Origin of the sequence: Pseudomonas sp. IT-P395 (assembly GCF_949767675.1) — a bacterium.
In the GTDB taxonomy this organism is placed as follows: Bacteria; Pseudomonadota; Gammaproteobacteria; order Pseudomonadales; family Pseudomonadaceae; genus Aquipseudomonas.
The window spans coordinates 56,864-78,965 of sequence record NZ_CATKPW010000010.1; the positions used below are offsets into that span (position 1 = coordinate 56,864).

General features: G+C 53.4%; 24 protein-coding genes. 12 read left to right on the top strand and 12 right to left on the bottom strand.

The annotated features are described in order from the left end of the window. The first annotated feature begins 2 nt into the window (after positions 1-2). Positions 3-941 carry a FecR family protein gene (locus ACM6IN_RS08305; RefSeq protein ID WP_414915753.1) on the top strand — a complete coding sequence of 313 codons (939 nt, stop codon included), beginning with the start codon at positions 3-5 and terminating at the stop codon, positions 939-941. 746 nt (positions 942-1,687) lie between these two features. Here the strand turns inward: ACM6IN_RS08305 and ACM6IN_RS08310 are convergent. Further along, a complete protein-coding gene (locus ACM6IN_RS08310; RefSeq protein WP_414915754.1) occupies positions 1,688-2,371 on the bottom strand; it encodes a hypothetical protein in 684 nt (227 codons plus the stop codon). A gap of 93 nt (positions 2,372-2,464) precedes the next feature. On the opposite strand from ACM6IN_RS08310, the gene ACM6IN_RS08315 reads away from it, so the two are divergent. Continuing rightward, complete coding sequence (locus ACM6IN_RS08315; protein ID WP_414915755.1) at positions 2,465-3,136, top strand: Crp/Fnr family transcriptional regulator; 672 nt, start codon at positions 2,465-2,467, stop codon at positions 3,134-3,136. Positions 3,137-3,145: 9 nt separating this feature from the next. Here the strand turns inward: ACM6IN_RS08315 and ACM6IN_RS08320 are convergent, their stop codons facing one another. Next, on the bottom strand, positions 3,146-3,754 hold the full coding sequence (locus ACM6IN_RS08320) for a prepilin-type N-terminal cleavage/methylation domain-containing protein (protein WP_414915756.1): 609 nt from the start codon (positions 3,752-3,754) through the stop codon (positions 3,146-3,148). After that, the gene (gene gspH, locus ACM6IN_RS08325) at positions 3,751-4,197 is read right to left on the bottom strand and encodes a type II secretion system minor pseudopilin GspH (protein WP_414915757.1); all 447 of its coding nucleotides are present in this window, start codon (positions 4,195-4,197) and stop codon (positions 3,751-3,753) included. Before gspH ends, ACM6IN_RS08320 begins: the two co-directional genes overlap by 4 nt. Before the next feature lie 120 nt (positions 4,198-4,317). Between gspH and ACM6IN_RS08330 the strand changes: the two genes are divergently transcribed. Both ACM6IN_RS08330 and ACM6IN_RS08335 read left to right on the top strand, forming a co-directional pair. Further along, positions 4,318-4,749, top strand: a complete 432-nt coding sequence (locus tag ACM6IN_RS08330; protein ID WP_414915758.1) for a type II secretion system protein N — start codon at positions 4,318-4,320, stop codon at positions 4,747-4,749. 220 nt (positions 4,750-4,969) lie between these two features. Next, positions 4,970-6,766, top strand: a complete 1,797-nt coding sequence (locus tag ACM6IN_RS08335) for a reverse transcriptase domain-containing protein (RefSeq protein ID WP_414915759.1) — start codon at positions 4,970-4,972, stop codon at positions 6,764-6,766. Positions 6,767-6,911: 145 nt separating this feature from the next. Here the strand turns inward: ACM6IN_RS08335 and ACM6IN_RS08340 are convergent, their stop codons facing one another. The 3 genes from ACM6IN_RS08340 to ACM6IN_RS08350 form a co-directional block, all read right to left on the bottom strand. Beyond that, positions 6,912-7,586: a hypothetical protein gene (locus ACM6IN_RS08340; RefSeq protein WP_414915760.1), complete on the bottom strand. Its 675-nt coding sequence runs from the start codon at positions 7,584-7,586 to the stop codon at positions 6,912-6,914. A 111-nt stretch (positions 7,587-7,697) separates the two neighbouring features. Beyond that, positions 7,698-8,438, bottom strand: coding sequence for a hypothetical protein (locus ACM6IN_RS08345; RefSeq protein WP_414915761.1), 741 nt, complete (start codon positions 8,436-8,438; stop codon positions 7,698-7,700). 258 nt (positions 8,439-8,696) lie between these two features. Then, the gene (locus tag ACM6IN_RS08350; protein ID WP_414915762.1) at positions 8,697-9,287 is read right to left on the bottom strand and encodes a hypothetical protein; all 591 of its coding nucleotides are present in this window, start codon (positions 9,285-9,287) and stop codon (positions 8,697-8,699) included. Positions 9,288-9,762: 475 nt separating this feature from the next. On the opposite strand from ACM6IN_RS08350, the gene ACM6IN_RS08355 reads away from it, so the two are divergent. Both ACM6IN_RS08355 and ACM6IN_RS08360 read left to right on the top strand, forming a co-directional pair. Further along, the gene (locus ACM6IN_RS08355) at positions 9,763-10,050 is read left to right on the top strand and encodes a hypothetical protein (protein WP_137218214.1); all 288 of its coding nucleotides are present in this window, start codon (positions 9,763-9,765) and stop codon (positions 10,048-10,050) included. 474 nt (positions 10,051-10,524) lie between these two features. Then, on the top strand, positions 10,525-10,884 hold the full coding sequence (locus ACM6IN_RS08360) for a DUF6124 family protein (RefSeq protein ID WP_414915763.1): 360 nt from the start codon (positions 10,525-10,527) through the stop codon (positions 10,882-10,884). Between the two features lie 154 nt (positions 10,885-11,038). Here ACM6IN_RS08360 and ACM6IN_RS08365 read toward each other — a convergent pair whose 3' ends face one another. Continuing rightward, on the bottom strand, positions 11,039-11,428 hold the full coding sequence (locus ACM6IN_RS08365) for a hypothetical protein (protein WP_414915764.1): 390 nt from the start codon (positions 11,426-11,428) through the stop codon (positions 11,039-11,041). Positions 11,429-11,598: 170 nt separating this feature from the next. Further along, a complete protein-coding gene (locus tag ACM6IN_RS08370; RefSeq protein WP_414915765.1) occupies positions 11,599-12,072 on the bottom strand; it encodes a hypothetical protein in 474 nt (157 codons plus the stop codon). A gap of 654 nt (positions 12,073-12,726) precedes the next feature. Here ACM6IN_RS08370 and ACM6IN_RS08375 point away from each other — a divergent pair. Then, positions 12,727-13,086 (top strand): DUF6124 family protein, encoded by a 360-nt coding sequence (locus tag ACM6IN_RS08375; RefSeq protein ID WP_141128567.1) that lies wholly within the window; start codon positions 12,727-12,729, stop codon positions 13,084-13,086. Between the two features lie 177 nt (positions 13,087-13,263). On the opposite strand, the gene ACM6IN_RS08380 is transcribed toward ACM6IN_RS08375, so the two are convergent. Continuing rightward, positions 13,264-14,205, bottom strand: a complete 942-nt coding sequence (locus tag ACM6IN_RS08380) for an aromatic alcohol reductase (RefSeq protein ID WP_414915766.1) — start codon at positions 14,203-14,205, stop codon at positions 13,264-13,266. A 96-nt stretch (positions 14,206-14,301) separates the two neighbouring features. Between ACM6IN_RS08380 and ACM6IN_RS08385 the strand changes: the two genes are divergently transcribed. Continuing rightward, positions 14,302-14,760, top strand: coding sequence for a winged helix-turn-helix transcriptional regulator (locus ACM6IN_RS08385; RefSeq protein ID WP_414915767.1), 459 nt, complete (start codon positions 14,302-14,304; stop codon positions 14,758-14,760). Positions 14,761-14,872: 112 nt separating this feature from the next. On the opposite strand, the gene ACM6IN_RS08390 is transcribed toward ACM6IN_RS08385, so the two are convergent. Further along, a complete protein-coding gene (locus ACM6IN_RS08390) occupies positions 14,873-15,442 on the bottom strand; it encodes a LemA family protein (protein ID WP_414915768.1) in 570 nt (189 codons plus the stop codon). A 3-nt stretch (positions 15,443-15,445) separates the two neighbouring features. Next, positions 15,446-16,555 (bottom strand): hypothetical protein, encoded by a 1,110-nt coding sequence (locus ACM6IN_RS08395; protein ID WP_095111423.1) that lies wholly within the window; start codon positions 16,553-16,555, stop codon positions 15,446-15,448. A gap of 758 nt (positions 16,556-17,313) precedes the next feature. Here ACM6IN_RS08395 and ACM6IN_RS08400 point away from each other — a divergent pair. From ACM6IN_RS08400 to ACM6IN_RS08410, 3 genes are read left to right on the top strand one after another with little or no spacing between them, the layout of a single operon-like run. After that, positions 17,314-18,411: a SagB/ThcOx family dehydrogenase gene (locus ACM6IN_RS08400; protein WP_414915769.1), complete on the top strand. Its 1,098-nt coding sequence runs from the start codon at positions 17,314-17,316 to the stop codon at positions 18,409-18,411. Then, entirely contained in the window at positions 18,404-19,363 is a 960-nt protein-coding gene (locus tag ACM6IN_RS08405) for a diiron oxygenase (protein WP_414915770.1), read from the top strand. Before ACM6IN_RS08400 ends, ACM6IN_RS08405 begins: the two co-directional genes overlap by 8 nt. Positions 19,364-19,382: 19 nt before the next feature. Beyond that, a complete protein-coding gene (locus ACM6IN_RS08410) occupies positions 19,383-20,597 on the top strand; it encodes an MFS transporter (protein ID WP_007919039.1) in 1,215 nt (404 codons plus the stop codon). Positions 20,598-21,103: 506 nt separating this feature from the next. On the opposite strand, the gene gspI is transcribed toward ACM6IN_RS08410, so the two are convergent. Further along, positions 21,104-21,490 (bottom strand): type II secretion system minor pseudopilin GspI, encoded by a 387-nt coding sequence (gspI, locus tag ACM6IN_RS08415; protein WP_414915771.1) that lies wholly within the window; start codon positions 21,488-21,490, stop codon positions 21,104-21,106. A 147-nt stretch (positions 21,491-21,637) separates the two neighbouring features. On the opposite strand from gspI, the gene gspG reads away from it, so the two are divergent. Continuing rightward, complete coding sequence (gene gspG, locus ACM6IN_RS08420) at positions 21,638-22,096, top strand: type II secretion system major pseudopilin GspG (RefSeq protein ID WP_038368790.1); 459 nt, start codon at positions 21,638-21,640, stop codon at positions 22,094-22,096. The last annotated feature ends 6 nt before the right edge of the window (positions 22,097-22,102 follow it).

Consider the following 22,102-nt stretch of genomic DNA (forward strand, 5'->3'; position numbering starts at 1 on the left):
GTTTGAACATCTTTCGACTGACATCTGCCGAGCCATCGGCGGCCGACAATCTGCACAGCGAAGCTCGCGACTGGCTGGTCCTGTTGACTTCCGGCCGCGCCACCGTGGGCGACGCCCGGGCCCTGCGCGAATGGTGCGCGCAGAGTGCCGAGCATGCCCGCGCGTTCGAAGAGGCCAAGCGGTTGTGGCAGCAGCTGCAACCGGCCGTGGAGCAAATGCAGGCACCGCGCGGGTTTGGTCGACGTGCTTTTCTTGGTGGGGCGATTGCTGCGTCGGCGGCGTTTTTGCTGGTGCGCGGGACGATTCCTGGTGGCTTCGAAGGGTTGGGCGCTGACTACATTACTGAAGTTGGCCAGCAGCGGCGTTTTGAACCTGTGCAGGGTGTGAGCCTGGAGCTGAATACTCAGACGCGGATTAATCAGCGCTCCATCGATAACGGCGTGCAGGGCTTTGAACTGGTCAGCGGCGAAGTCGAAGTGCAAACCGCGCGGTTGCCGCTGGCGATGCAGGCTGGAGGAGGGTGGTTGCGCGCCAGTCAGGCGCGTTTCAACCTGCGCAACACTGATCAGCAAGTCTGCGTGACCTGCCTTGATGGCGCGGTTGAAGTGGATGTTGAAGGTCGTAGTCTGCGCCTCGAACCGGGCCAGCAAGTGACCTACGACGCGCGGCAGGTTGGCAGTGTGCAGAGTGTCGACACGGCGGCGGTGATGAATTGGCGTCAGCAAGTGTTGGTGTTTAACGGCGCTACGCTGAGCCAGATGATTGATGAGATCAATCGCTATCGGCCGGGGATGTTGTTGTTGCTCAACCGTGAGCTTGGGCAGCGGCGGGTGCAGGCGCGCTTTAGCCTTGACCAACTTGCTGGCGTTGCATTGCTGATTCGGGATGCCTATGGCGTCAAATGCACTGAGCTGCCGGGTGGCGTCGTTGTTTTGAGCTAGTGGGTTTGATTGGGTACATATCCGTTGCTGCGGTTATGGCTGCTTAGGGTTCCGCCCTTACGGCGGGTCACTTTTTCCAGACGCCGAAAAAGTAACCAAAAAGGCTTGCTCCTGCGTGCGGCCCGCTCGCTGGGGCTCGGGGTTCCTTCGCTGCGGGATCCATCCGGGCGCATCGCCTACGGTTTGCTTCGCTGCACCTCCTCTCGATGCATTTGGCTGCGCCAAACGGTCGCTGCGCTCCCACCCCCGGATGAATCCCTCCACTCAGCCTTCCGACGTCGCCCGTGGATCAAGATCAAGAACTGCAGCCGAGCTAACGCTCATCCTGTTGAGTGGGGCGGCTTTGCCGCTTGGGTTGTACGCACATTAAAACTGTGGGAGCGAGCCTGCTCGCGAAGGCGGCCGGCCAGCCGACCAATCCCCAACTGACCTCACCCAATCCCACTGTAGGAGCGAGCCTGCTCGCGAAGGCGGCCTGCCAGCCGACCAATCCCCAGCTGATTCCACCCAATCTCACTGTAGGAGCGAGCCTGCTCGCGAAGGCGGCCGGCCAGCCGACCAATCCCCAACTGACCTCACCCAATCCCACTGTAGGAGCTGCCGAAGGCTGCGATCTTTTGATCTTGGCTCTTTTTGGCGGATGACCGAGTACATATCCATTCCTGTGGTCAAGGCCCGTCTAGTTGTTAACCGGAGTTCGGCGAAGCCGTTCAATTCATGCAAGGCAAGACGCCGTACGCGTACCTCTACAGTGATTGTTTGATGCTCATTCGCTCACTTCTATTCAAAAGCCACGACATCAGCAGCCCTGGAATCAGAAAGCCTAACGAGACCAACACTCCGTGGAGCATATGTGCCATCGGCTCCTCAAGGGTGGCAACAAACTTCATGGGGGAAGCGACTGGCGATAGCTGTAAAAACAAGACCACCAGCACCACACAAGGCCAAATCAAATTCACACCGCGTCGCGCGCTGAGCCGCCATGCATAGGCTGCCAGCACCGCTGAGAAAACACCTTCGAGCATCCAGGAGACGGTCCCCAGCTTGCCCCAAAGGCCATAACCGTAATGTTCGATCGAGTGGGGATACAGGGCCAAATCGCTGTTGTGCATCGGCCAATCAGCGATGAAGTGAGAGAAGGCCGCCAACGCTGCCACGATGGCTACGGGTCGATGCTTGATGAAAAAAAGTCCCCAAATCGCTGACCAGAACACCGCAGCCAGCAATGAGTGATCCCAATCAATAAAGGTCAGATCAAAGAACAAGTACGGCCCGCTGTTCAAATTTGCGGTGACGGTATTGAAGCCAAGCATGATGAAAATCCCATCGAGCAGATCCAGAAAACCGACGCCCATCATGATCGGCATCGCGGGGATCTTGGGATAGCGGGCCTTGATTGCCAGGCCGATGGCGAAGTGACCTACGTACATTCTGCGTTCCTGATCCAGACAGGCCTGTCCTCTACAGGCCAGAGGCGTCTGATACTATTCGAGCCCTCAAACCAAGATTGTCGGGTTTTGGCAATGTCCGAATTGTCTGCTGAAGTTATAGCCCCATCCTTTTCCCTGCCCCCAGAAGTGGATGCGATTTTGCTTGAGGCCTCGCGGATAAGGACATTGGTAAAAGCAGAGGAACTGTTCCCTCAAGGCTCTAAACCACTGGGCATGTTTCGTGTGATTCAAGGCACCTTGCGCGTCGATAGCCTGGGCGCGAGTGGACACCAACTCTTTCTTACGCAATTGGTCGCTGGAGACTGGTTCGGAGAAGTACCACTTCTGGATGGCTTACCGAGGAAGTACGACGTCGCAGCCGTCTCGCAAGCGCGTATTGCAGTGCTGCCTGCCAGCGCATTCTGGCAAATCATTGAACGCCGCCCCGATGTTCTGCTCGCCATTACGCGTCTGGTCTGTGGCAGGTATCGAATGGCGCTCGATTGGGCCGGGAACACGATCCGCAATCCTCTACCGGTCAGGTTGGCCAACCGACTCGTTTCCTTGATCAAACCTCCAGGTCTCGAAGAAGCGCCATGCCTGAAGGTCAACCAGGAACATATCGCCCAACAACTGGGGGTTTCTCGTCAGAGCGTCAACCGCCAGCTGAAAATCTGGGAAGCCGAAGGCCTGTTAGCTGTTCGATACGGCGCCGTTACCCTTCTCGATCTGCACAAACTCAGAGAGGCAGCACGAGAGCATTAGCCTGTCCATTCAGTTCAGTGGCCCGATCACTTGTCGGTATTTTTCCGGGCCTTGTGGCGTCTGACGGGTCAAGCGGATCTCCAGTCCGGCCGGATCTTCACGACGATTGCCACTCAGTTGCCGCCAGCCTTTATCGATTTCCCAAACGCGTACTTGCACATCACTGACATCATCCAAAACAGCAACCCCATTCCCAGGCGCCGGCAACGGATACCGACTCCGCGCCTCAGCCACCGCCCGATACAACGTGCCGCCCTTGACCCACCAGCGCACCCGCTGCAACGCCCCCGGCTGATCCGCCGCTGTGCGAATGATGTCCAGACGAAACCCCTTACTGTCGCTACTGCGCACAGTCAGAGCGGGCGGGGCGCTCGGCGGCTCATCATCCACGCCAACCTTCTTCGGCTCGGTCAACTCAACCCCCGCGCGCATCTCCACATCCCGCTGCAACTGATTCAGCGCCCGCAACAAACTGTCACTCTGCTCACTGCTCGCCTGCAAATGACTGTCCGCCCGCGTCACACTGTCCAGCCCCCGCCAGGCAATCAGACTCACCACCGCCATCAACAAAATCGCGACCATCACCTCAATCAACGTAAACCCTTGCTGGCGCTTCATTGCAGGCTGATCCTGCCGCTGCCATCACGCAGCACACTCAAGCGATTCAACCCATCCGACAAGATCAATTGCAGCGGCGGATTAATCCACTCAGCGTTCAGCACAACCCTCTGTTTCGGCTCCACCCGCACCTCCATCTTCGGACTCTGCCAGGCACGCGGCCGCAACTGCGGATCCTGCGCGAAATGATCAAACCCCTTGCCACTGTCACTGCGCCGACTAAACCGAAACCCCTTGGCATCACTCACCCACACAATCGGCCGACCATCCGCCCGGGCCTCGGCCTGCGCGACCTGCAGCAACTGCGCCACACGCTCGGCATCCTTGCGCAGCAACTGCAACGGATCGGGCTTGATACTCAAGCTGATCGCCGCACTGGCGATGCCGATGATCACCAGCACCACCATCAACTCGATCAGCGTAAAACCCTGTTGCCTGTTCATCGCGCGCGCGCTCCTTTGCGTCCTGCGCCATCGTGCACGGCCAACATGTAAGGCGTGTGAAATAAAACGGAGAGAATTGCCGCGTAGGCTGACAGCAGGGATAAAAAGGAGATTCAACCCATGAGATTCACCGCACGCTTTTCCCCACCCCAAATGGTCCAGGCCCTCGCACTGCTCGCAGCGCTGGTCGGCGTAGCGACGTGGTCGTCGCTGCTGCTGACCTCCGCCGAATCCCACACCCCGGCAGCGGCCCCGCAATTGCTGGCGGCGCGCAGTGATAGCCCGGCATTGCAGTGGTTTTCCAATCAAACGGCGCCGATGGACATCAAGGTGAGCGGGGTGATGGCGGGGAGTCGGGGGGCGGTGGCGATACTGAGCCTGAACGATGGGCCGCCGAGGAGTTTTTTGCAGGGGGAGAAGGTTGGGCCTGGGGTGAAGTTGGTGGCGGTGGAGGGGGATGGGGTGGTGATTGAGCAGGGGGGGGAGAGGGTGCGGTTGGGGATGGAGAGGTTGGCGGAGGGGGTGGTGTTGCCTAGGTTGGTGCAGCCTTAATTTGCTGGAGTAGAAGTGGTCAAGAAAGTCAAAATGGGCGTTGACCGCGTAGTGTCGATGTGATATCAATCTGCCTGTCGGGCTCGGGGCAAAAATTTAACTTTCCACTGACTATATGCGGTGGCCAATGCAAGGGTTGCTTTGCCTTATCGCTCTTAACGATATTGTTAACGTTGGCGATGTGTAGAAGAGAAAATAGCCCCGAAGCTCGGTTATATCTATGAATATAGAAGAAATTTTTAAGAATTTATTTATCCCAGGCTTTAGTAGTCTTGACAATCTATGTCGGCTCCTAAAGGTTGAGCAAGATAAGCTTCTAGCATTTTTATACAGAAAAAAGTCTAGCCACTATGTGAGCTTTTTTATTCCAAAAAAGAATGGAGCTCGTCGAACCATTAAGGCTCCCAAGAAAGTTATGAAGAGGCTTCAACGCGAGTTGTTGGTGCATCTTGAAAAGTTTTACTCCCCTAAATCCTCTAGCCATGGTTTTGTTAAAGGCAGAAGCATCAAAACGAACGCTCAAGTCCATGCTGGGAAAAGGTACGTATTCAATATTGATTTGAAAGATTTTTTTGAAAACGTTCACTTTGGGCGGGTTAGAAATCTCTTCATGGCTGAGCCGTTTAAAGCACCCCACAATGTAGCAACGGTGATGGCGCAGATCTGCTGTAGTGAGGGTCGGTTGGCGCAAGGCGCTCCAACTTCACCATTAATATCCAATATGATATGTCGCAAACTTGATGCGCAGCTTCAAGCCTTAGCGAAATCAGGCAAATGTCACTTTACGCGTTATGCAGATGATATTTCCTTCTCTTTTACTAGCACGCTGAGACACCTACCAAAAGACATAGTTGAGATTTCCGAAGATCGCAGAGCTATCCCTGGGCGCATGTTGGAGGAAATAATAAAAGCCAATGGTTTTACAATTAACTCCGAAAAAACTCGCCTTCAACATCGGTCGCAACGCCAAATGGTAACTGGTCTCGTTGTTAATGAAGTGCCGAACGTTACTAGAGATTTTGTTCGTCTTACAAGTTCGATGATTAATGCTCTCAAGCGATATGGAGCTGAGTTGGCAGAAGCGAAGTATTTGGAAATATTGAAGGGTGATAGCCAGCCTCTGCAAGCGCGGCAGAACGTTAGAGTTAAAGAAAATGCAGGCGATTTTTTTATCAAAGTGGTTAAGGGTCGACTTAATTATATTCAGATGGTCCGAGGTCGGAGCGACAGGGTCTATCGTCGACTGGCATATGATTTTACCGTGGCTATAGGTAGAGAAAACCCCGAGTTTAAAAAATCCCCAGAGGAGATTTTAGGTAACTCGATATTCGTAGTTAAAAACATTACTGATGACAGTCAAGGAACTGCATTTTTGTTGGATGGTGTTGGGATTGTTACCAATGAACACGTTGTTAGCGGCGTTTCAAAAACCATGGCACCTCATATGATTTCTTTTCAGCGAGTCGGTGAGGATAAAGAATATGCTGCAGAGCTCATTCTTTCAGATAAGAAAGCAGATTTGGCCATATTTCAGCCGAATGGAGAGTTTCGAAATATTCCTCCCTTACGGAAAGCTAACAGAACAACTATTCGGCCCATGGAATCAGTTTTGTCAATTGGGTTTCCAAAGTATCGAGACGGTTCAGCACACTACATCGCTAGAGGACATACAACTCAGCGTCGCAGACAAGTTGACCTTGATCTATGGCTAGTTGATTTCACTCTGATTGAAGGCAATAGCGGTGGTCCGTTTTTCAATGACTCTATGGAAGTCATTGGTGTGGCCGCGAGGGGGGCTAGTAACAATATCGAGTCAGCACTTTATGGCTTCATTCCATTGGAGAGCCTAAACAGATTTATTGCCAGAAAAGATTTTGTTTTTTTGAAGAGAATACATGAGCTTTCAGGTTCTAAGTTGCTTGGGCCTCTAATCATGCTTAGCGGTAACGGGGTTTTCAGTGAAGTTTATTTGGCCGGGAAATATGGGGAATGTAGACTCAAGTCTGCCAAGACCTGATACTTCAGAAAGTATGAAAGTGGCACGAAATCGTCTTAGGCCTCAAGCGTAATTTGCGCGGGGCGAGGAAATTGTAAAGCCATGATGTAGAGCGCTTTAATTTAAGTTGCCAGTGCACTCACATACTTATCATCAAAGCCCTAAGCTATTTCTTTAATAGCTCACCAAGGATTGGCCACATTACAGGCTGGACGGAATCCCAGACGGACCCGCAGACTTTCTCGAGGGAGGTCTTGGCGGCTTTTCCGTTACCTTCATTTGCATGAGCAATAGCAACAGAAAGCTCGTTTTGTTGTTCGAGTGAAACGACTTGTCCTTGCTTTTCCAATATTTGGATAAGTTTAGCCAAAATGTCGGAATCGGCCCCAGTGTTAGATTGCATTTTTTGGGTGATGATCTCACCGGCGGCAAGTTGCAGGTTGGTGAATTGGCCACCAGAAATGTGAAGGTTGTTTACGATTCGCTGGCTTTTCGCAGGACGGTTGGGAGCTTGTCTAGCGGACTTATATCCAAGTTCGGTTAAGCAGGCATATTCTTTTAGGCTATGTCCGCCAACAAGAATAAACCCTGCACCTGGTTTGTTCTCGTAAGGCTGCCACGGACCCGTTTTGATGAGTTTTTGCTTTACAAGATCATTGAGGGCAATATCGAAATCCACTCTGGTGATATCGTCTCCGGAACAAATCGCCGAGATTAAATCTGATATTTTTGGGCCTTCATAAGTTTTCTTCAATTGTTGTGCATCTAACTGGCGCTCTGAAAAGTCGATTAACAGCGCTCCAAGGATTTGTTTTTCAGCTTCATCTAACTGTGCAGCCATCTCATAGATCCTTATGTGCTTTGCGGAGTATGTAATACCACCAGTCTTAGATTTCTCAAGGGGGCTATCTCTAAATTTAGATGCCATCACATTGATCATTGTCTCGCAATTTCATTGAATGGGTGCCGATGTCTGCCAGATCAGGTTATGCGCTTGGATCTTAAGTTGAGCTGTTTCGAGATCTGCTCGTATAAGGCTAGTAGGGGCACGTGCAGCTAACGCGTTGAAGGACTGTCCGAGGCTCCAAGTTTCTCGCTCGTCAATGATGATTAGTCGATCATGAAGCGACCGATCTGGCGCAAGTCTTCCTTCCAATGGGCGTTCGGAGCCGTACTGCTGCACCCAGTGCTTCAACGCTGGTGCCAAAGCTGCTTTCTTGCTGCCTGCATCTGCCAACACTCGCGTGATGACGCCGTCAGGAACCAACACTGCGAAGTCAGTCAAGAGATTGGCGTCGGCATATGGGTCGACGAACATCACACTGATTGTGGCTTCACTCAGGATCTTTGACAGAGCGGCAAAGGCAGAAAATATCTCGCCTACAGGTATAAAAGAGCCCCGGCTAGCAGGCGATGCTTCGAGCTCTGCGCGACCTAGCGCTCGATAAAGGATAGTGGTTAAACGCGGCACCGCGGCGATGTGGCTTGGAAAGCGTGGGTTGGTGCATAAACTGTTTACGGCAGCGTTGAAAGCAACCGTGTCCACTAAGTTACCGCTTTGCTCAATCCACGCCGAAGCACGGCCGAGCCATCTCTGGGTTTCATTGGACTGCCATTCGGGCGTCGTAAGATCTGGCATTTCAGCAATGAGGTAACCGAGTTCGTGATACAGGCGATCAGGTTCGATGGGCATATATGATAGGACTTCGGGAGTGGAAGCATAAGGCTAGCATCAGAAGTGTTGCCGAGCCATGCCTTGCTGGTAGTTAGCGGTGATGAAGCTCGTAAAAATGGGACTGATTTATTTCTGGAAATAATCCGCCCCCTTTGAATGGAGCTTCTGTTGAATAGGCCCCTACTCGAAACGAGCTCGGGTAAGGGCCAGAGCAGTCATTCTTTCTTAGACGGCGGCGGAGGTGGCGGAGATTTCGGAAGATTTTTCCCGTGATCCCTAACGAAGCGCATTGGAGGTGGCGGAGGTGGCGGAGGCTTTTGATTGCTCATGCTGGTTCAGCTCCTGCTGATGGGTATAAAACGGAATGAAGGACAACACCGAAAAAATCATAGTGAGCGTTACGGAATTTGCTAAGGACACGAGTTTTGAACCACGTTTATCGTTATTCACCGTGTTAACGGTTGCACCTTCGATGTAGTAGCTCAAGATTATTGTCTTGAAGTAGGTTTCTGCGTCATCTTCATTTTCGCCATGTACTGCGAAATGAGTGGTTGTTTCGGCACGATACTTCTCCAGCTCAGTCAGGGTTGGGAGGCCCCTGTCGAAATCACGCAGTTGCCAAGATGAGCGGAAGTAATAAGCTCCGCAAAGCAGACAGAAGACAGCGGACAAATACAAAATCCAAAACCAGACACCGGCAAAGCCGTCCTCTGAGCCGGGCGCTTTACTCAGCATATAAGATAGAAATGAGAGCAATACGCCTAGGATGGCCAAGGGGAGGTTGAGCCTCGAAATCAGCTTTTCTTTGCGTTCCAGCTCGTAAAAGTAAATCTTTTCGTAAAATGCAAATCTTGCCGCTTCGTCCATGCGATCTTCCTTTTTACTCAATCATCGCCTTGCGTGTTGAGTACAGCCCTTTAGTCTTTGGACTCGATGCCTTCAACTGTCCAACCAATTAAACGAGGCTCTACGCGGACGGATTCGATTTTTGAGAAGGAATCCGTCCCAAGGCCAATTTCAATAACTGAGGCTGCAACCTGCAGCTAGTCTCCAGGCTTATGCTTGTGGATTGGCAAAGTCGGGTGCTTCTTATCGTTGGGTGGATTCACATGCCGTCTGCGATCTTCCTTGCCGTCTTCACGCTTTGGCTTTGGACCTGGCTTGATGTCAGTAAACATACGTACTCCTGTAATGAACGGGGATGAGAAGCTTTGAAAAAGTAGCACATGGCCATTCACTTAGCTCATTACGTTGGTATAGCCAGCTCCTGCGAACCTAAGGGCTGAGATGGTCAGATACAAGAAAGCCAAAATCCGTCTGCCTCCACCCCTTCGGTGCCACAATGAAAAAGCTTTTAATCGCGGCAATCCTAGTTGTGGCGACCATGCTCTACGTCGGCTACTACAACGCCGTTGAGGATGGCGACATCGAGACCATTGTCTTCATCAAGAAGCACCCCACGTTTCAGATGAAGTTCTACAACATCCACGCCAATGATGGAGAGATCAGGAAGGTAGAGCGCCTGACGGCAGAGGAGCGGGGGTGGATTATTGATTACTGCAGGTATCGGTTGGGCATCGATACAGACCTGAGCACTCAGGATGACGTCGATATGTGCTGGAAGAAATAGCACTGTTTATATGGCCGAGGTTGTCAGTTACGACTGGCAATCTCGGCCATTTTCTTTCGTCTGTTGGGGCAGGGGACGAATCTGTCGTGGGGGGCCGAGACGGAATGAGGTCTAGATAAACGCCAACGTTTAAAAAGACATCTCCAGACACTCTCTCAGGCTACATATCCTTGCGCCTTTGCCTACAGCTACGCCAGAATCCGCCGGCTTGTGCACTTTGTACCTGGTCTTTATCGTCTACGTGTCGCTGGCAACCCAGCGACCGGGTTTAGCGACCTGACCAGGTATAAGTACAACGACGCTCCAGTTTGTCGCAGATGTTTGCGACGACGATATGGTGGCTGTGCGTGGGAGACCTTCGGGTCTGCCGGGTCTTATACCTCTCGGTTCGCTAACCCGCGTACAGCTGCCACCCTTACTTTGTTTAGCGACAGGTTTTGGTGGTTCCACCAGGTATAAATATGGAGCTTCACCATGATCAAACCAACACCCAACCCGCCTGAAACCGCCTCGGTTTCCCCCTACGAATCCATCGATTCAAAAAAACTCCACGAAGCCGCCGACCGCGCGCTCGACCATTACCTCTGTCCACCCGGTTCCACGCCGCCGCCACGTAAAAAGCGTGGGATGTACGCCGTGACGGCGGACAACAAAACCGAAGAACTGCTGGTCGATGCCAGTGCAACACTCGCTTCGGCCAAAACCATCGCCCAGAACGTCTCCAGCCTGTTGCCGGCATCGCAGCGCCATGCGCTGGCGGGGATTGCGCAGTTGATCATGCTCGGGGAGTTGGCGGTGAATCGGGCGCTGGATAATTTGCAATTGCCGGAGTGATGGGTGCCGGGAACACTTGGTGATTGATCGGGTGTTCATTCTGGCGCCTTCACGAGCAAGCTCGCTCCCACAGGGTTTTAAGTTGATGGCAGATGTTGTGTGCGACGCTGAAACCTGTGGGGCAGTTGATTATTGCCGTGCTGTCTTCGTGTGGTTATTGAGGCGCTTCAGGACATTCGCGGGTCCATCGCGTCACGGTCATGTCATTGAATTGCTCACCGATGGTATCGACGCGTAGGCAAGTTCCTTTCTTCGCGTAGTACAAGATGCAGCGCGAGCTATCAGACGAGCAGGTATCCAGTTCGAAGAACTTGCGTGTAGCCAGCTCCTTCTCCACGCCACTGTATTCATAGCCGTCGTTGGTATGCATCCGCGTCGGCTTCCAGCCTTGTTTGACTAGCTTGGATTTGGCCGCGGCCAAACGCTCACCGACGACGATGCCTGCTGGCCCGCGATTGTCGTTTGGCGCCTGTAAGTCATCGGCAAACGCTGCGCTGATACCCGTGCAATAAAGTGCGAAAAATACGAGGGTCGAGGCCTTCAATTACAGTTCCTATAGCCGATTTTAGCTCGACAAAAACTCCGGGTCTTCGGTATGAGGTTGCGGAGGATGGTGATACTTGGTGCCAGCCTTTCGGGACGTGCTGCCTCCCTTGTTGCTGCTTTCGGCCTAGCGCCGAGCCTAGTGAAAATGACCTGGGTTATTGGCTGCTTTTATTTAGTCGTTCCTCTGATTCTTCTTCCGGTGCAATGAAAGGCTGCCACCAGAAAATCCTTGAGCGACCACGCCCAAAGACCCAGAAGCATGCAGATCACCAAAAAAGTGAAATATTGATGAAAGTCCGTACGGGGCACTTTTTGGCTGGTTATTCCAACCAGCCCGAGACTTATCAGACTGACGCAAAAAAAACTCAGACATCGTAAAGCGAGATAGCAAAGGTCTCTGAAGTTAATCGTGGATACCCAGTTTTTTGCAGATTCAGAAAATAAAGCCGACCACACCAGATGGAACAGACTTGCATAGATAAAGCTCAGGCTTAGGCGTTCTGCTATGTCAGCGCCGGAACCGAGGAAAATTTGTGAATAGAAATGGTCGAGAAACACACCTACGGGACGCATGAGGTCGAGGAAAGGAAACAGGGCAACCCCACCTGCGAGGTAAATGGCTAAAAAAGCGATGACTTTCATCCCGCACTCCGTTGCTTTATTTGCCCGGTCGATTTGGTGTCAGATCGGTGTTTTGCGTTCTATGCATCAACCTCGGTATTGGTATTGCCTGACCATTTTTTCAGCTAGGTAAGTCAACAGCATAGTCATCCTGACCACTTCCGGTAACTCAGTCGCTGGACGTCAGAAGGGGAGAGGGCCAGACGGCAGAGAAGCACGGTTTTGCGGCGAGCGGGGTTTCGATGGGCTGCGAGGTTGAGCATTTCGCTAGGGATAAGTGGAAGGATGTATTCAGAGAGGCGTTACGCAATTTGGTCTCGATAAACACCAACGTTTAAAAAGACATCTCCAAACACTCTCCCAGGCTACACATCCTTGCGCCATTGCCTACAGCTACGCCAGAATCCGCCGGCTTGTGCGCTTTTGGGGCGGATTCTATTGTGGTGCGGTCGCTGACGAATCAGCGATCGGATTTGACCGTCCGCCCAATATCAAGGCGCGCCAGCGTTCTGCACGTGTTCAGGCATTGTCTGAAATCATGTCGCGGTGGCTGTGCGTGGGACACCTTCGGGTGTGCCGGATTCCTTGATGTCCGGTCGGTCAACCCGCGTACAGCTGCCACCCAGTTTGTTTGACCGCGAACGGTGGCGGCTCCAGTCATCAAGGAGCTTTACCATGATCAAACCAACACCCAACCCGCCCGAATCCAACTGCACGTCTCCCTACGAATCCATCGACTCCAAAAAACTCCACGAAGCCGCCGACCGCGCGCTCGACCATTACCTCTGTCCGCCCGGTTCCACGCCGCCGCCACGTAAAAACCGTGGGATGTATGCCGTCACCGCCGACAACAAAAACGAAGAACTGCTAACCGATGCCAGTGAAACACTCGCTTCGGCCAAAACCATCGCGCAGAACGTCGCCAGTCTGTTGCCGGCGTCGCAGCGTCGGGCGTTGTTGGGGATTGCGCAGTTGATCATGCTCGGGGAGTTGGCGGTGAATCGGGCGTTGGATAATTTGCAATTGCCGGAGTGATGCGGGTGTCGGGATCACCTGATGATTGATCGGGTGTTCATTCTGGCGCCTTCGCGAGCAGGCTCTCTCCCACCTTTGAGCGTGTTCCGAGGTGGGAGCGGGCTTGCTCTTCAGCCGCGATAAATGTTGAGACGATGTACGCGTATCTGTACCTGCGAGTGGGTTGCTTTCTTTGCGTCAATCGACTGCCAGGTTATTCCTTGCCCACTGTTCAGCCGTAGTGACCTGAATCGACTGCCGCTCGTTGAAAGTCCCCGCTTTGGGCCACGACACACCTCTGCCTTGGGCAAATACGGCGCGGTATTTTTTGATGTGGTGAGTGGGGTCTTTTTCCAGTTCCTGCATCAGGTACGGAGCCGTCCAGACGTTACGTTTGAACGGACGCCCCAGCACACGTTCAAGCAGGCTCGCCACTTGTCCATAGGTCACCGTGTCGCCAGACAGGTACACGATCTCGTTGCGAAAGCGCGGTTCGAAGAAGACGATTTCCGCTGTCAGCTTGCCGATGTCCTCGGGTGTTGTGAGCGTCACGCTGGTTTCCAGGCTGCCCAAGGCGTTGATGGCGTCGTTCTCAAAGTCGACGACTTCAAAGACCGGCTCGAACAGAAAACTGGTGAACATGCCGGTCGAGATGATCACCCACTCGGTTTTATCCTGGGCGCGGAGCAGCTCGCGCACGTCGAGTTGCGCATCGAACAAGTCCTGCGGGCTGCCCCGGCCAATCACTTCGAAATCGATGCCAAACTGCCAGGGGAAATAGCGCTTCACGCCGGACTTGAGCGCGGCTGTCGCCAGTTTCATCGGCGTTTCCCGGCCTGCGACCATGCCTGCGCAGCCTATGACGGTGTCGAATGCTGCGAACACTTCGGCCAATTGATCGATGGAGTCGTTAACCAAGTCTGCAGCGACTAGCTGGATGCCCAGACTGCGCAGTTCATCGACTTCCAGTTTTTTCTCGGGGACTTGTGTGTTGATGGTCGAATCCCTGAGCAGGACGCTGATGGTGCTGCCGGGCGAGCGCTTGGCTATCCGCGCAAGGTTACGCAGCACCGGCAGGCCGAGTTCGCCGGCGCCGAGTACGAGAATGGATTGTGGGGAAGGGTGGGTCGCTTCGGTCATGATGTCTCCTGAGATCCGTCGTCTGTATGATTTGGCGATGCTGGCACGATTGCGCAGCGCTCAGAAGAAGGCACACGCGTGATACCAGGAGGACACATGACCGATGAGGAAACCCTTAGCCAGGCAGAAGCGATCTGCCAGACGCTAAGACGAGACGATGATGGCGTGCGGCGCGAAGTCCTGGCGCACGCCGGCAGCCGCTGGTCACTGGGTATCCTGCATGCCCTGGGTGTGTACGGCACGATGCGTCATGCCGAGATCAAACGGCAAATGACGAGCGTGACTCAGCGCATGTTGACCAAAACGCTGCGCGCGCTGGAACGCGATGGTTTGCTGATACGGCGGGAGTTGGATCAAGTGCCGCCCCATGTCGAGTACGAGTTGACGGCGTTGGGTATGGAGCTGTTGGTTCGCATGTCGCCGATTTGGACTTGGGTTGTGGAGCACGTCGATGATTTTCGCGAGGCGCGCCGGGTGTTTGATGGCCAGAGTGGGAAAAAGCCTGCTTGGCAGGTTCCGGTGGTGGGGCTGGTTGATTCAGAAGGGGCCGATTGAACGCTCGTGTCATTGAATGGTTCGCGCCCGAGAAATCAGCGGCGAATCTATTCAAGAAGGCAGGTGATCGAACCACCACCCTCACGGGTGATGGTCGATTGCTTAACGCAGATTAGATATTCGGGGTGTAAGAGAAACTCTGTGAAGCTTCGGTATCGGTGAATGGCGTGACGCGAGTTTTCTTGTTGAACAAGCCATTGACGACCGAGCCGGGGAACATCTCGATGGCGTTGTTGAACAGTTCGACGTTGCGGTTGTAGATGGTGATGGCTGCGCCGACGTTCTCTTGCTGTTCGGCAATTTCACGCATCATGTTGTTCGCCGCTTCTGATGCTTTCAGGTCAGGGTAGGCCTCGAAAGCGATGCGTAGGCCACCTATCAGCTCCCGGGTGGCGGTTTCAACGGTCGTGAGGGCATTGCCATTGGCGCCCGCAGGCAGGGCGTTGACCGCGCTGCGAAGGCCGGTGATCTTTTCCAGGAGGCTGGCCTCATAGACCATGAAATCTGTGAGCACTTTTTGAAGCTGGTCGAGAACTTTGGTCTTCTGGCGTTCGTAAACGAGGACGTCCGACCATGCACGTTGTACTCGGTTGTGTCCCCCGATGATGCCGTTATAAATGCTGAAGCCCGCTACGATTATGACGACAGCGATAACTGCGGAGAGGATGAGTGCAATGTCCATGGCTTACTTCTCTTGGCGTTGTTTTGGGGGAGTGGCGGTAAAGGTAAAGTTGTCATCGTGCAGCTCACTGAGTGCATGGCTCCATTGGAGCGCAGACATCAGACGCGGCAGTTCGATACCGGCAGAAATTTCTTCGTAAAAATTGTTGGGCGAAGCCAGCGAATACTGGGCACCGAACGCGAACAGGTCGTTGCTCTCAAAACTTAGGCAGAGCTCTCCACTGTCGGAGAACTCCAGGTTCGGACGATGGAGGATGTCGAACAGCTTCAGCAAGTGGAGCACCGTCGAAGGCTTGATGAATTTCGCACAAAGCATCTCGCTGCGACCGGTCAAACGGAACGCTTTATTGAAATCCGTAGAAGCCGTGTCCATGGGATGCGAATAGTCGTTCTGGGACTGGTAATCAGATCTGACCGATATTCCGGTGACCCATGGAAAGTCGATGACCAAACTGTAGCGATCGTAGTGGTCATAAACCACTCGAGTCTCGGTTTTGGTATTGCCCTTTTCGTCGGTAACCGTGGTATGCACCTCGCGTCGGTTGACATAGTGCAGCTGGCGGTACGTGAAAGGGAGGTTGCGCAACGTGCCGGTAAATTCACCCTGTATCGACTCGACCAACTTGCGGCTGTAGTCGCCGCGACGGTAATCACCAAATTCCGTGTCTAGCTCTTTGAGGGTTGCGGCTGAGTCTTCTCTCAGGAAAGTCAGTCCGTTGTGGAAGTAGGATGACAGTCGAGCAATTCTTTTACTGAGCGACGGCAACCGATCAGATTTGGATTTCATCCATGCCAGACTCCAAACGGCAATCACGATGCCGAGAAAACCAGTACCCATGCCGAACGAGTCGGGATCAATTTCCAACCGGTAAAAGAACAGAGCGACGCTATGGATGTTCCCAATCCAATAAAGGGCCACAGCGCTCGCAAGCAATAACAGGCCGGTGCCGAAACACCACCATGCGCGTGTGCGATCGAATTCGAGCGGGCCGTTGTACAAGGCGAACTCATGGATCACGTTCAGGAGGTCGGCATTGGATTCAGCCCTGTCAATACTGGCTTCGCTCACTGTCAGCAACTCAGTGAGTCGCGCGTTCTGCGATGCGTTGGGCATGTACACATCCTTCAGCGAGAGCAAGGTCGAAAACTCACAAAAGCATAGCGATGGTGTCCTGGCCTCACTTCGGATTCAGGGATGCCTGGTGCGGGAGCAATGGTCCGGTTTGAGGATTTGGCTCTATTCATAATCTGTCAGAAACATTGAAAAGGAGTGGACGATACCATTGTCATGCGCTGACCGCTTGTGGCGGATACGTGTCTCTGGAAATGGTCGAACATTCGGCAGGCAGTAGTCTGTGGCCCCTGTCCGTGCGTCGGGCGTTGTCATGACAGTTACCTCGGCGACCGATTGATAAAGACGCAATCCAGCCGCACGCCATTCTGTCATTTGGTCGATGTCAGTTCAGGCAAAGCGGCGTTTATGAAATTCAGGGCGATTCATATGCTTTGAAAGTGTGCGCTGCAATGGCGCACTTAAATTGTCGGACAATGATCGAGCTGGCCGGATTCGGAGACTTTCGTAGCACTATCCCGGTGCGGTTGTATAACAGTTACGCACCAAGTTAAGCGCAAAAAGTTTTTTTGATTTTCATTCTTGACAGCTGTTTTTATTTGTTTAAATCTCACTTCGCCGAATGGTTCGGCTTTATTGAAGATAAGGAGAGTGTCATGACTGTTATTAATCTCGAATCGAAAACCCTGGCTAACTGGACTCAAGCAGCAGGTCCGGTTAAAACCACCGTCAAGTGATGTCAGGGCCCGGAAGAAGTTCTTCCGGGCTTTTTGTTTTTACCAGTCTCAAGGACGAGAGAAGTGCCATCCTATATTAGTGATAATATTTTTTTTCTGATCAAGAATAAGCAATTGGTGCTATGGGACTACCAGGCACACAAGCAATATTCCATCTCTCCTCAGTATCTTTGTCGTTTACTGCATCTCAGCCAAAACCCAGACGTAGAGCCGGATACACAAGATTCGATCGACCAGGAATTGCTGGCCGCCGGGGTAGTGTCAGAGAGCGGATTTCCCGCAATGGAATGGGGCTGGGATGATCTTTCCCGCATCTTTCACGTTGGCACCAGCAAGATCGACTATGCGGCGCGACCGGAAAGTGTCGATGAATGGGCGATAGCCTACCAATCGGCATGTGACGAAGCCTTTACTGTTCCAGTGCCGAGGTTAAGGCATGAGAGTAAGGGTAAAGATACAGGGCACTGTATTGCTCTAACACGACCGGTCACTACTCAGAATTATGACTTGCAAAGTACCTTGTCAAAGCGCCGCAGCGTCAGGGAGTTCCTTCCTGTGGCGCTCACGAAGCAGCAGATAGAATTGATTCTTTATTATTCGCTGGCGTATCTTCCTTTCCGCAGTCTTGCGACTAGCCAGCTGTGCCCTGATGAACTTCGGCATCGCAGAAGTAGCCCATCAGGTGGCGGACTCAATGCCATTGAGGGATATGTTTACATCAACAATGTCGCGCAGATCCCGCCTGGGTTCTATTACTACAATCCTGTCGAACACCAGTTGGAAACCATAAAAACCGATGACGATTTCAGCTTGGGTCATGCACTCAACGGCCAATTTTTCGCGGAAGATATTCCGTTCGGTATTTTTCTGACGTGCCAGTTTGACCGGCTATGGTGGAAGTATCCGCACTCAAGGGCCTACCGCGTCGCGCTGCTGGACGCCGGTCACATTTCCCAGACCGTGCAGCTTGTTTCAACTGCCTTGGGCCTTGGGACTTGGGTCTCTGCCGCTATTGATGAGGCATGTCTGGAGCCGATTCTGGGCGATTCCCATCAGTCAGCTCCTTTGTTGTTTGTCGGTGCCGGGGTTAGCACCGGCAGGGACATGCCGGTGGCTTTGGAAGCGCTGCATGCCAGCGGAGGCGCACGAGAAAATGATTAAGCAAGAGTGCTCAATCGACAGCGATGCGTTGATGGTCTTCTTGGACTGGAACGAGGCCGCCACCGTGCGTTCGCGGCCTAACGCCTATGACCTGTCGGGTTGGGCGCAGGGCGGCGAACAGCACAAAGACTGGTTTGTGCCGACGGCAACTCCCTGGTTGGCTGATGAGGCTGTTCATTGCCATGGCGACGCCGTCAGGCAGGCGATATTGGCAAGATATCTGGTGATGTTCCTCGACTACACAACTGAGTTAGAGACCCGCATTGTCAATCGCTCGATCACAACCATTGCTCATGATCGAATCGGTTTGGGTTTGTCTCCAGAGTTGAAACTCACAGGACTCAAGTTATATGCCGATGAGGCCTACCATGCAGTGATGTCGGCAGATGTCGCCAATCAAGTCAGCGCTATTTATGGAATTGCCAATCGGGAAATTACCTCGGAACGCGTGCAGAACATCCGGGCGCTTGTTAACTCGGTAGAGCCTGCCCATACCGAATTGGCTTGGTTTGTTGTTGGATTTGTTTCTGAAACCGTGATTACCAAAGAATTCCTGAAGATCTCCAAGTCAACGGTTTATACGCCCGTCTACCGGATGCTGCGTGACCATCTTGAGGATGAACTCAAGCACTCACTTTATTTTTCGCATCTTTTTACCATTGTTTGGCAGGGTGCTTCGGACGCTCAGAAAACATTCATGGCGGATTTTATCGTTAAAGCCATCTTCGAATTTTTCAGGCTGCATGAAACATGGTTGTACGAGAACTTGAAGCTGGTGGGCGTTGATGCCGCCAGCGCGCAGGTTATCCATGAAAGGCAGCAAGGCAGCGCGCCTCATCGTGCCAGGGCCAGAGCTGGATGTACCGCAACGATAACGGCGATGAAACGCAGTGGTTTTTTCAAAGAACCGATGAACGTGAAGCGCTTTGCCGAGGCAGGGCTTATCGAATGACAGACAAAGGGAGACTACGGTGAACGTTAAACTCAAATCGCCTTCAAAGGCCTCTGCACTTTTCCTGCTGTCGGTCATGGTCGCACTTGGCGTATTCCCGCTCGATGTATTACTGCCGTCTTATCCGGCTCTGGCGGATGCGTTTGGAATGAAGGTCAATGAAGTCACCTACTTTGTGGCGACATTTGCGGTGGGGTTCTCCATCTCTCAGATCGTTGTAGGGCCGCTGTCCGACAAGTATGGCCGGCCTGTCATGCTCAAACTTGGGTTGGTAGTGTCACTGCTGGGTATTGCGGGCTGCCTGCTGTCCAGCACGCAACTGCAGTTTGCCTTGGCGCGAGTCGTGCAGGGCGCAGGGTGCGGATGTTTTGTGTTGGCTCAAGCGATTGTTCAGGATGTCTTCACGGCTGAAGACCGGCAGCGGATTCGCATTTACATGCTGTCGTTAAGCGGGATTTGTATTTCCTTTTCTCCGTTGTTTGGGACGTATCTGCAGTACGCCCTGAATTGGCAGGGGAGTTTCTACGTGTTTGCTGTGCTGGCTGTGATCTTGCTGGGGCAAACACTGTGGTTTTTTCCCAAATTACCGGATCAGTCGCTAACGTCGCGATCGCAAAAGCTGGAAATTCTCAAGCGTTATGCGGATATCTTCAGCTATAAACCTTTCGTGTATTCGTGGATGACATCGGCTATGGCCTTTTCCTGTCATTTTGGATTCATTGCTATTTCTCCCATCATCTTTCTCGAAACGCTCCGGGTGTCCTCGTTGAGTTACTCATTTGTGCTACTGGCCTACGGAGGCGCCTATGTGGTGGGCGGGTTATTGGCCACCCGGTTATCCAGAACACTGACGATCGACACTCAAATCAAGGTGGGATTGGCTATCTCCGGGCTGTCCGGCCTGATCATGGTGGGGTTGATTCAGTTCCAGCTCTCTATCGCTACAGTGGCCATCCCAATGATCATCTGTACGCTAGGAACGACACTGGTCAGGCCCGCCGCCGCCTCCAGGGCCATGGAGATGTTCAGCGAGAAAGCGGGGGCCTCGTCGGCGGCGGGCGGCACCCTCATGTTCGTGACGGCTGGCGTCGTTAGCGTGCTGCTCGCCGTCGCCCCCTTTCCTCCGCTGGCGAGCCTGTCCGTGTTCATTTTGATCGCAACGGTGCTTGGCTATGGTTTCAACAAATGGGGCGTCGCTGAGGACCCGGCGCTTGAGAGCGTTGCTGCCAAGTGACCGCTAGCTGGCAACCTTGGCCCTCACCCCAGCCCTCTCCCGGAGGGAGAGGGGGCCGACCGAGGTGTGTTGCGGGGTGCATCGACCTGGAAGATCTTGGTGATTATGGCTTTGGTGATTCTGGGATTTTGCGAGTAGAAGCGGCCCTCACCCCAGCCCTCTCCCGGAGGGAGAGGGGGCCGACCGAGGTGTGTTGCGGGGTGCATCGACCTGGAAGACCGTGGTGATTATGGCTTTGGTGATTCTGGGATTTTGCGAGTAGAAGCGGCCCTCACCCCAGCCCTCTCCCGGAGGGAGAGGGGGCCGACCGAGGTGTCTTGCGGGGTACGTCGACCTGGAAGACCTTGGCGATTATGGCTTTGATGAAAGGCCTTGGCGATTATGGTTTGGTGAAGGGCCTTCGATTTGGCTTTGTGAGCTTGGCCATTTTGGATTCAATGAAAGACGTTCAAGTCGGTGCAGCTTTCGAATATCCCCGAATCGGTTCCCTCTCCCTTGGGAGAGGGCTAGGGTGAGGGGCTTTCCGTTCGGGACATCAACGTCTCAAGCCTGACCAACGGCGGCGCATCTTGGTTGCGGTCGAATACCTGGATGCCAATCTTGAGTAAGCGGCCGTTTTCGGCTGCGCTAATCACCTGCTCACACCGCAACAACAACCGCCCCTGATCACATTCCTGCGCCTTCATCCCCATCGGCAACTTCCCTTCCAACCGCAACTCCGCCATCCGACTCTGCGCCGCAATCATCGCCACCGACCGATCCCTTAAAATCCCACTACTCTGCGTCATCAACCCCGCCACCCGCACAGCCGCCGACATCGCCACGGCAATAATCGCCAGCGCCACCAGCACCTCAATCAACGTGAAACCCGCTTCCCGCGAACGCGCACACATAAACCGCCCAAAGCCAAAACCCAGCCCTCGACGCTAACCCGCGTGCTTGACGGCTTGACGACGAAAACACCCGAGGATTTTCAACATCACTGACATATCTTCTTGCAACACTGCGCGTCGAATCGAATCAAGCCAGGGTATGTCGAGATGGATATCGCACCTTTCAAATCGCTTCAGCAACCGATGCGCACGCCGCGTGGGCAGCAGGGTTTTACCCTGATCGAGATCATGGTGGTCGTGGTGATTCTGGGGATTCTGGCGGCGATGGTGGTGCCCAAGGTGCTCGATCGGCCGGATCAGGCGCGGGCGACGGCGGCGAAGCAGGATATTGGTGGGTTGATGCAGGCGTTGAAGTTGTATCGCCTCGATCACGGTACTTACCCGAGCATGAATCAGGGGCTGAAGGTGTTGGTGGAGCGGCCGGCGGATGCGAAGAACAGCAATTGGCGCTCGTACCTGGAGCGCTTGCCGAACGATCCGTGGGGGCGTCCTTATCAGTACCTCAACCCTGGCGCGAATGGCGAGATCGACATCTTTTCCCTCGGTGCCGACGGTCAGCCGGACGGCGACGGCGTGAATGCCGATATCGGTTCCTGGCAGTTGTAAGGCCGG

Bases quoted from the DNA above. Each gene is read 5' to 3' on its own strand.
- gspH (WP_414915757.1), bottom strand. From the start codon at position 4,197: ATGAACAGGCAACAGGGTTTTACGCTGATCGAGTTGATGGTGGTGCTG.
- ACM6IN_RS08380 (WP_414915766.1), bottom strand. From the start codon at position 14,205: ATGACCGAAGCGACCCACCCTTCCCCACAATCCATTCTCGTACTCGGC.
- ACM6IN_RS08360 (WP_414915763.1), top strand. From the start codon at position 10,525: ATGATCAAACCAACACCCAACCCGCCTGAAACCGCCTCGGTTTCCCCC.
- ACM6IN_RS08370 (WP_414915765.1), bottom strand. From the start codon at position 12,072: ATGAAAGTCATCGCTTTTTTAGCCATTTACCTCGCAGGTGGGGTTGCC.
- ACM6IN_RS08395 (WP_095111423.1), bottom strand. From the start codon at position 16,555: ATGCCCAACGCATCGCAGAACGCGCGACTCACTGAGTTGCTGACAGTG.
- ACM6IN_RS08320 (WP_414915756.1), bottom strand. From the start codon at position 3,754: ATGAAGCGCCAGCAAGGGTTTACGTTGATTGAGGTGATGGTCGCGATT.
- ACM6IN_RS08355 (WP_137218214.1), top strand. From the start codon at position 9,763: ATGAAAAAGCTTTTAATCGCGGCAATCCTAGTTGTGGCGACCATGCTC.
- ACM6IN_RS08345 (WP_414915761.1), bottom strand. From the start codon at position 8,438: ATGCCCATCGAACCTGATCGCCTGTATCACGAACTCGGTTACCTCATT.
- ACM6IN_RS08340 (WP_414915760.1), bottom strand. From the start codon at position 7,586: ATGGCTGCACAGTTAGATGAAGCTGAAAAACAAATCCTTGGAGCGCTG.
- gspI (WP_414915771.1), bottom strand. From the start codon at position 21,490: ATGTGTGCGCGTTCGCGGGAAGCGGGTTTCACGTTGATTGAGGTGCTG.
- ACM6IN_RS08350 (WP_414915762.1), bottom strand. From the start codon at position 9,287: ATGGACGAAGCGGCAAGATTTGCATTTTACGAAAAGATTTACTTTTAC.
- ACM6IN_RS08385 (WP_414915767.1), top strand. From the start codon at position 14,302: ATGACCGATGAGGAAACCCTTAGCCAGGCAGAAGCGATCTGCCAGACG.
- ACM6IN_RS08405 (WP_414915770.1), top strand. From the start codon at position 18,404: ATGATTAAGCAAGAGTGCTCAATCGACAGCGATGCGTTGATGGTCTTC.
- ACM6IN_RS08375 (WP_141128567.1), top strand. From the start codon at position 12,727: ATGATCAAACCAACACCCAACCCGCCCGAATCCAACTGCACGTCTCCC.
- ACM6IN_RS08335 (WP_414915759.1), top strand. From the start codon at position 4,970: ATGAATATAGAAGAAATTTTTAAGAATTTATTTATCCCAGGCTTTAGT.
- ACM6IN_RS08315 (WP_414915755.1), top strand. From the start codon at position 2,465: ATGTCCGAATTGTCTGCTGAAGTTATAGCCCCATCCTTTTCCCTGCCC.
- ACM6IN_RS08330 (WP_414915758.1), top strand. From the start codon at position 4,318: ATGAGATTCACCGCACGCTTTTCCCCACCCCAAATGGTCCAGGCCCTC.
- gspG (WP_038368790.1), top strand. From the start codon at position 21,638: ATGGATATCGCACCTTTCAAATCGCTTCAGCAACCGATGCGCACGCCG.
- ACM6IN_RS08390 (WP_414915768.1), bottom strand. From the start codon at position 15,442: ATGGACATTGCACTCATCCTCTCCGCAGTTATCGCTGTCGTCATAATC.
- ACM6IN_RS08310 (WP_414915754.1), bottom strand. From the start codon at position 2,371: ATGTACGTAGGTCACTTCGCCATCGGCCTGGCAATCAAGGCCCGCTAT.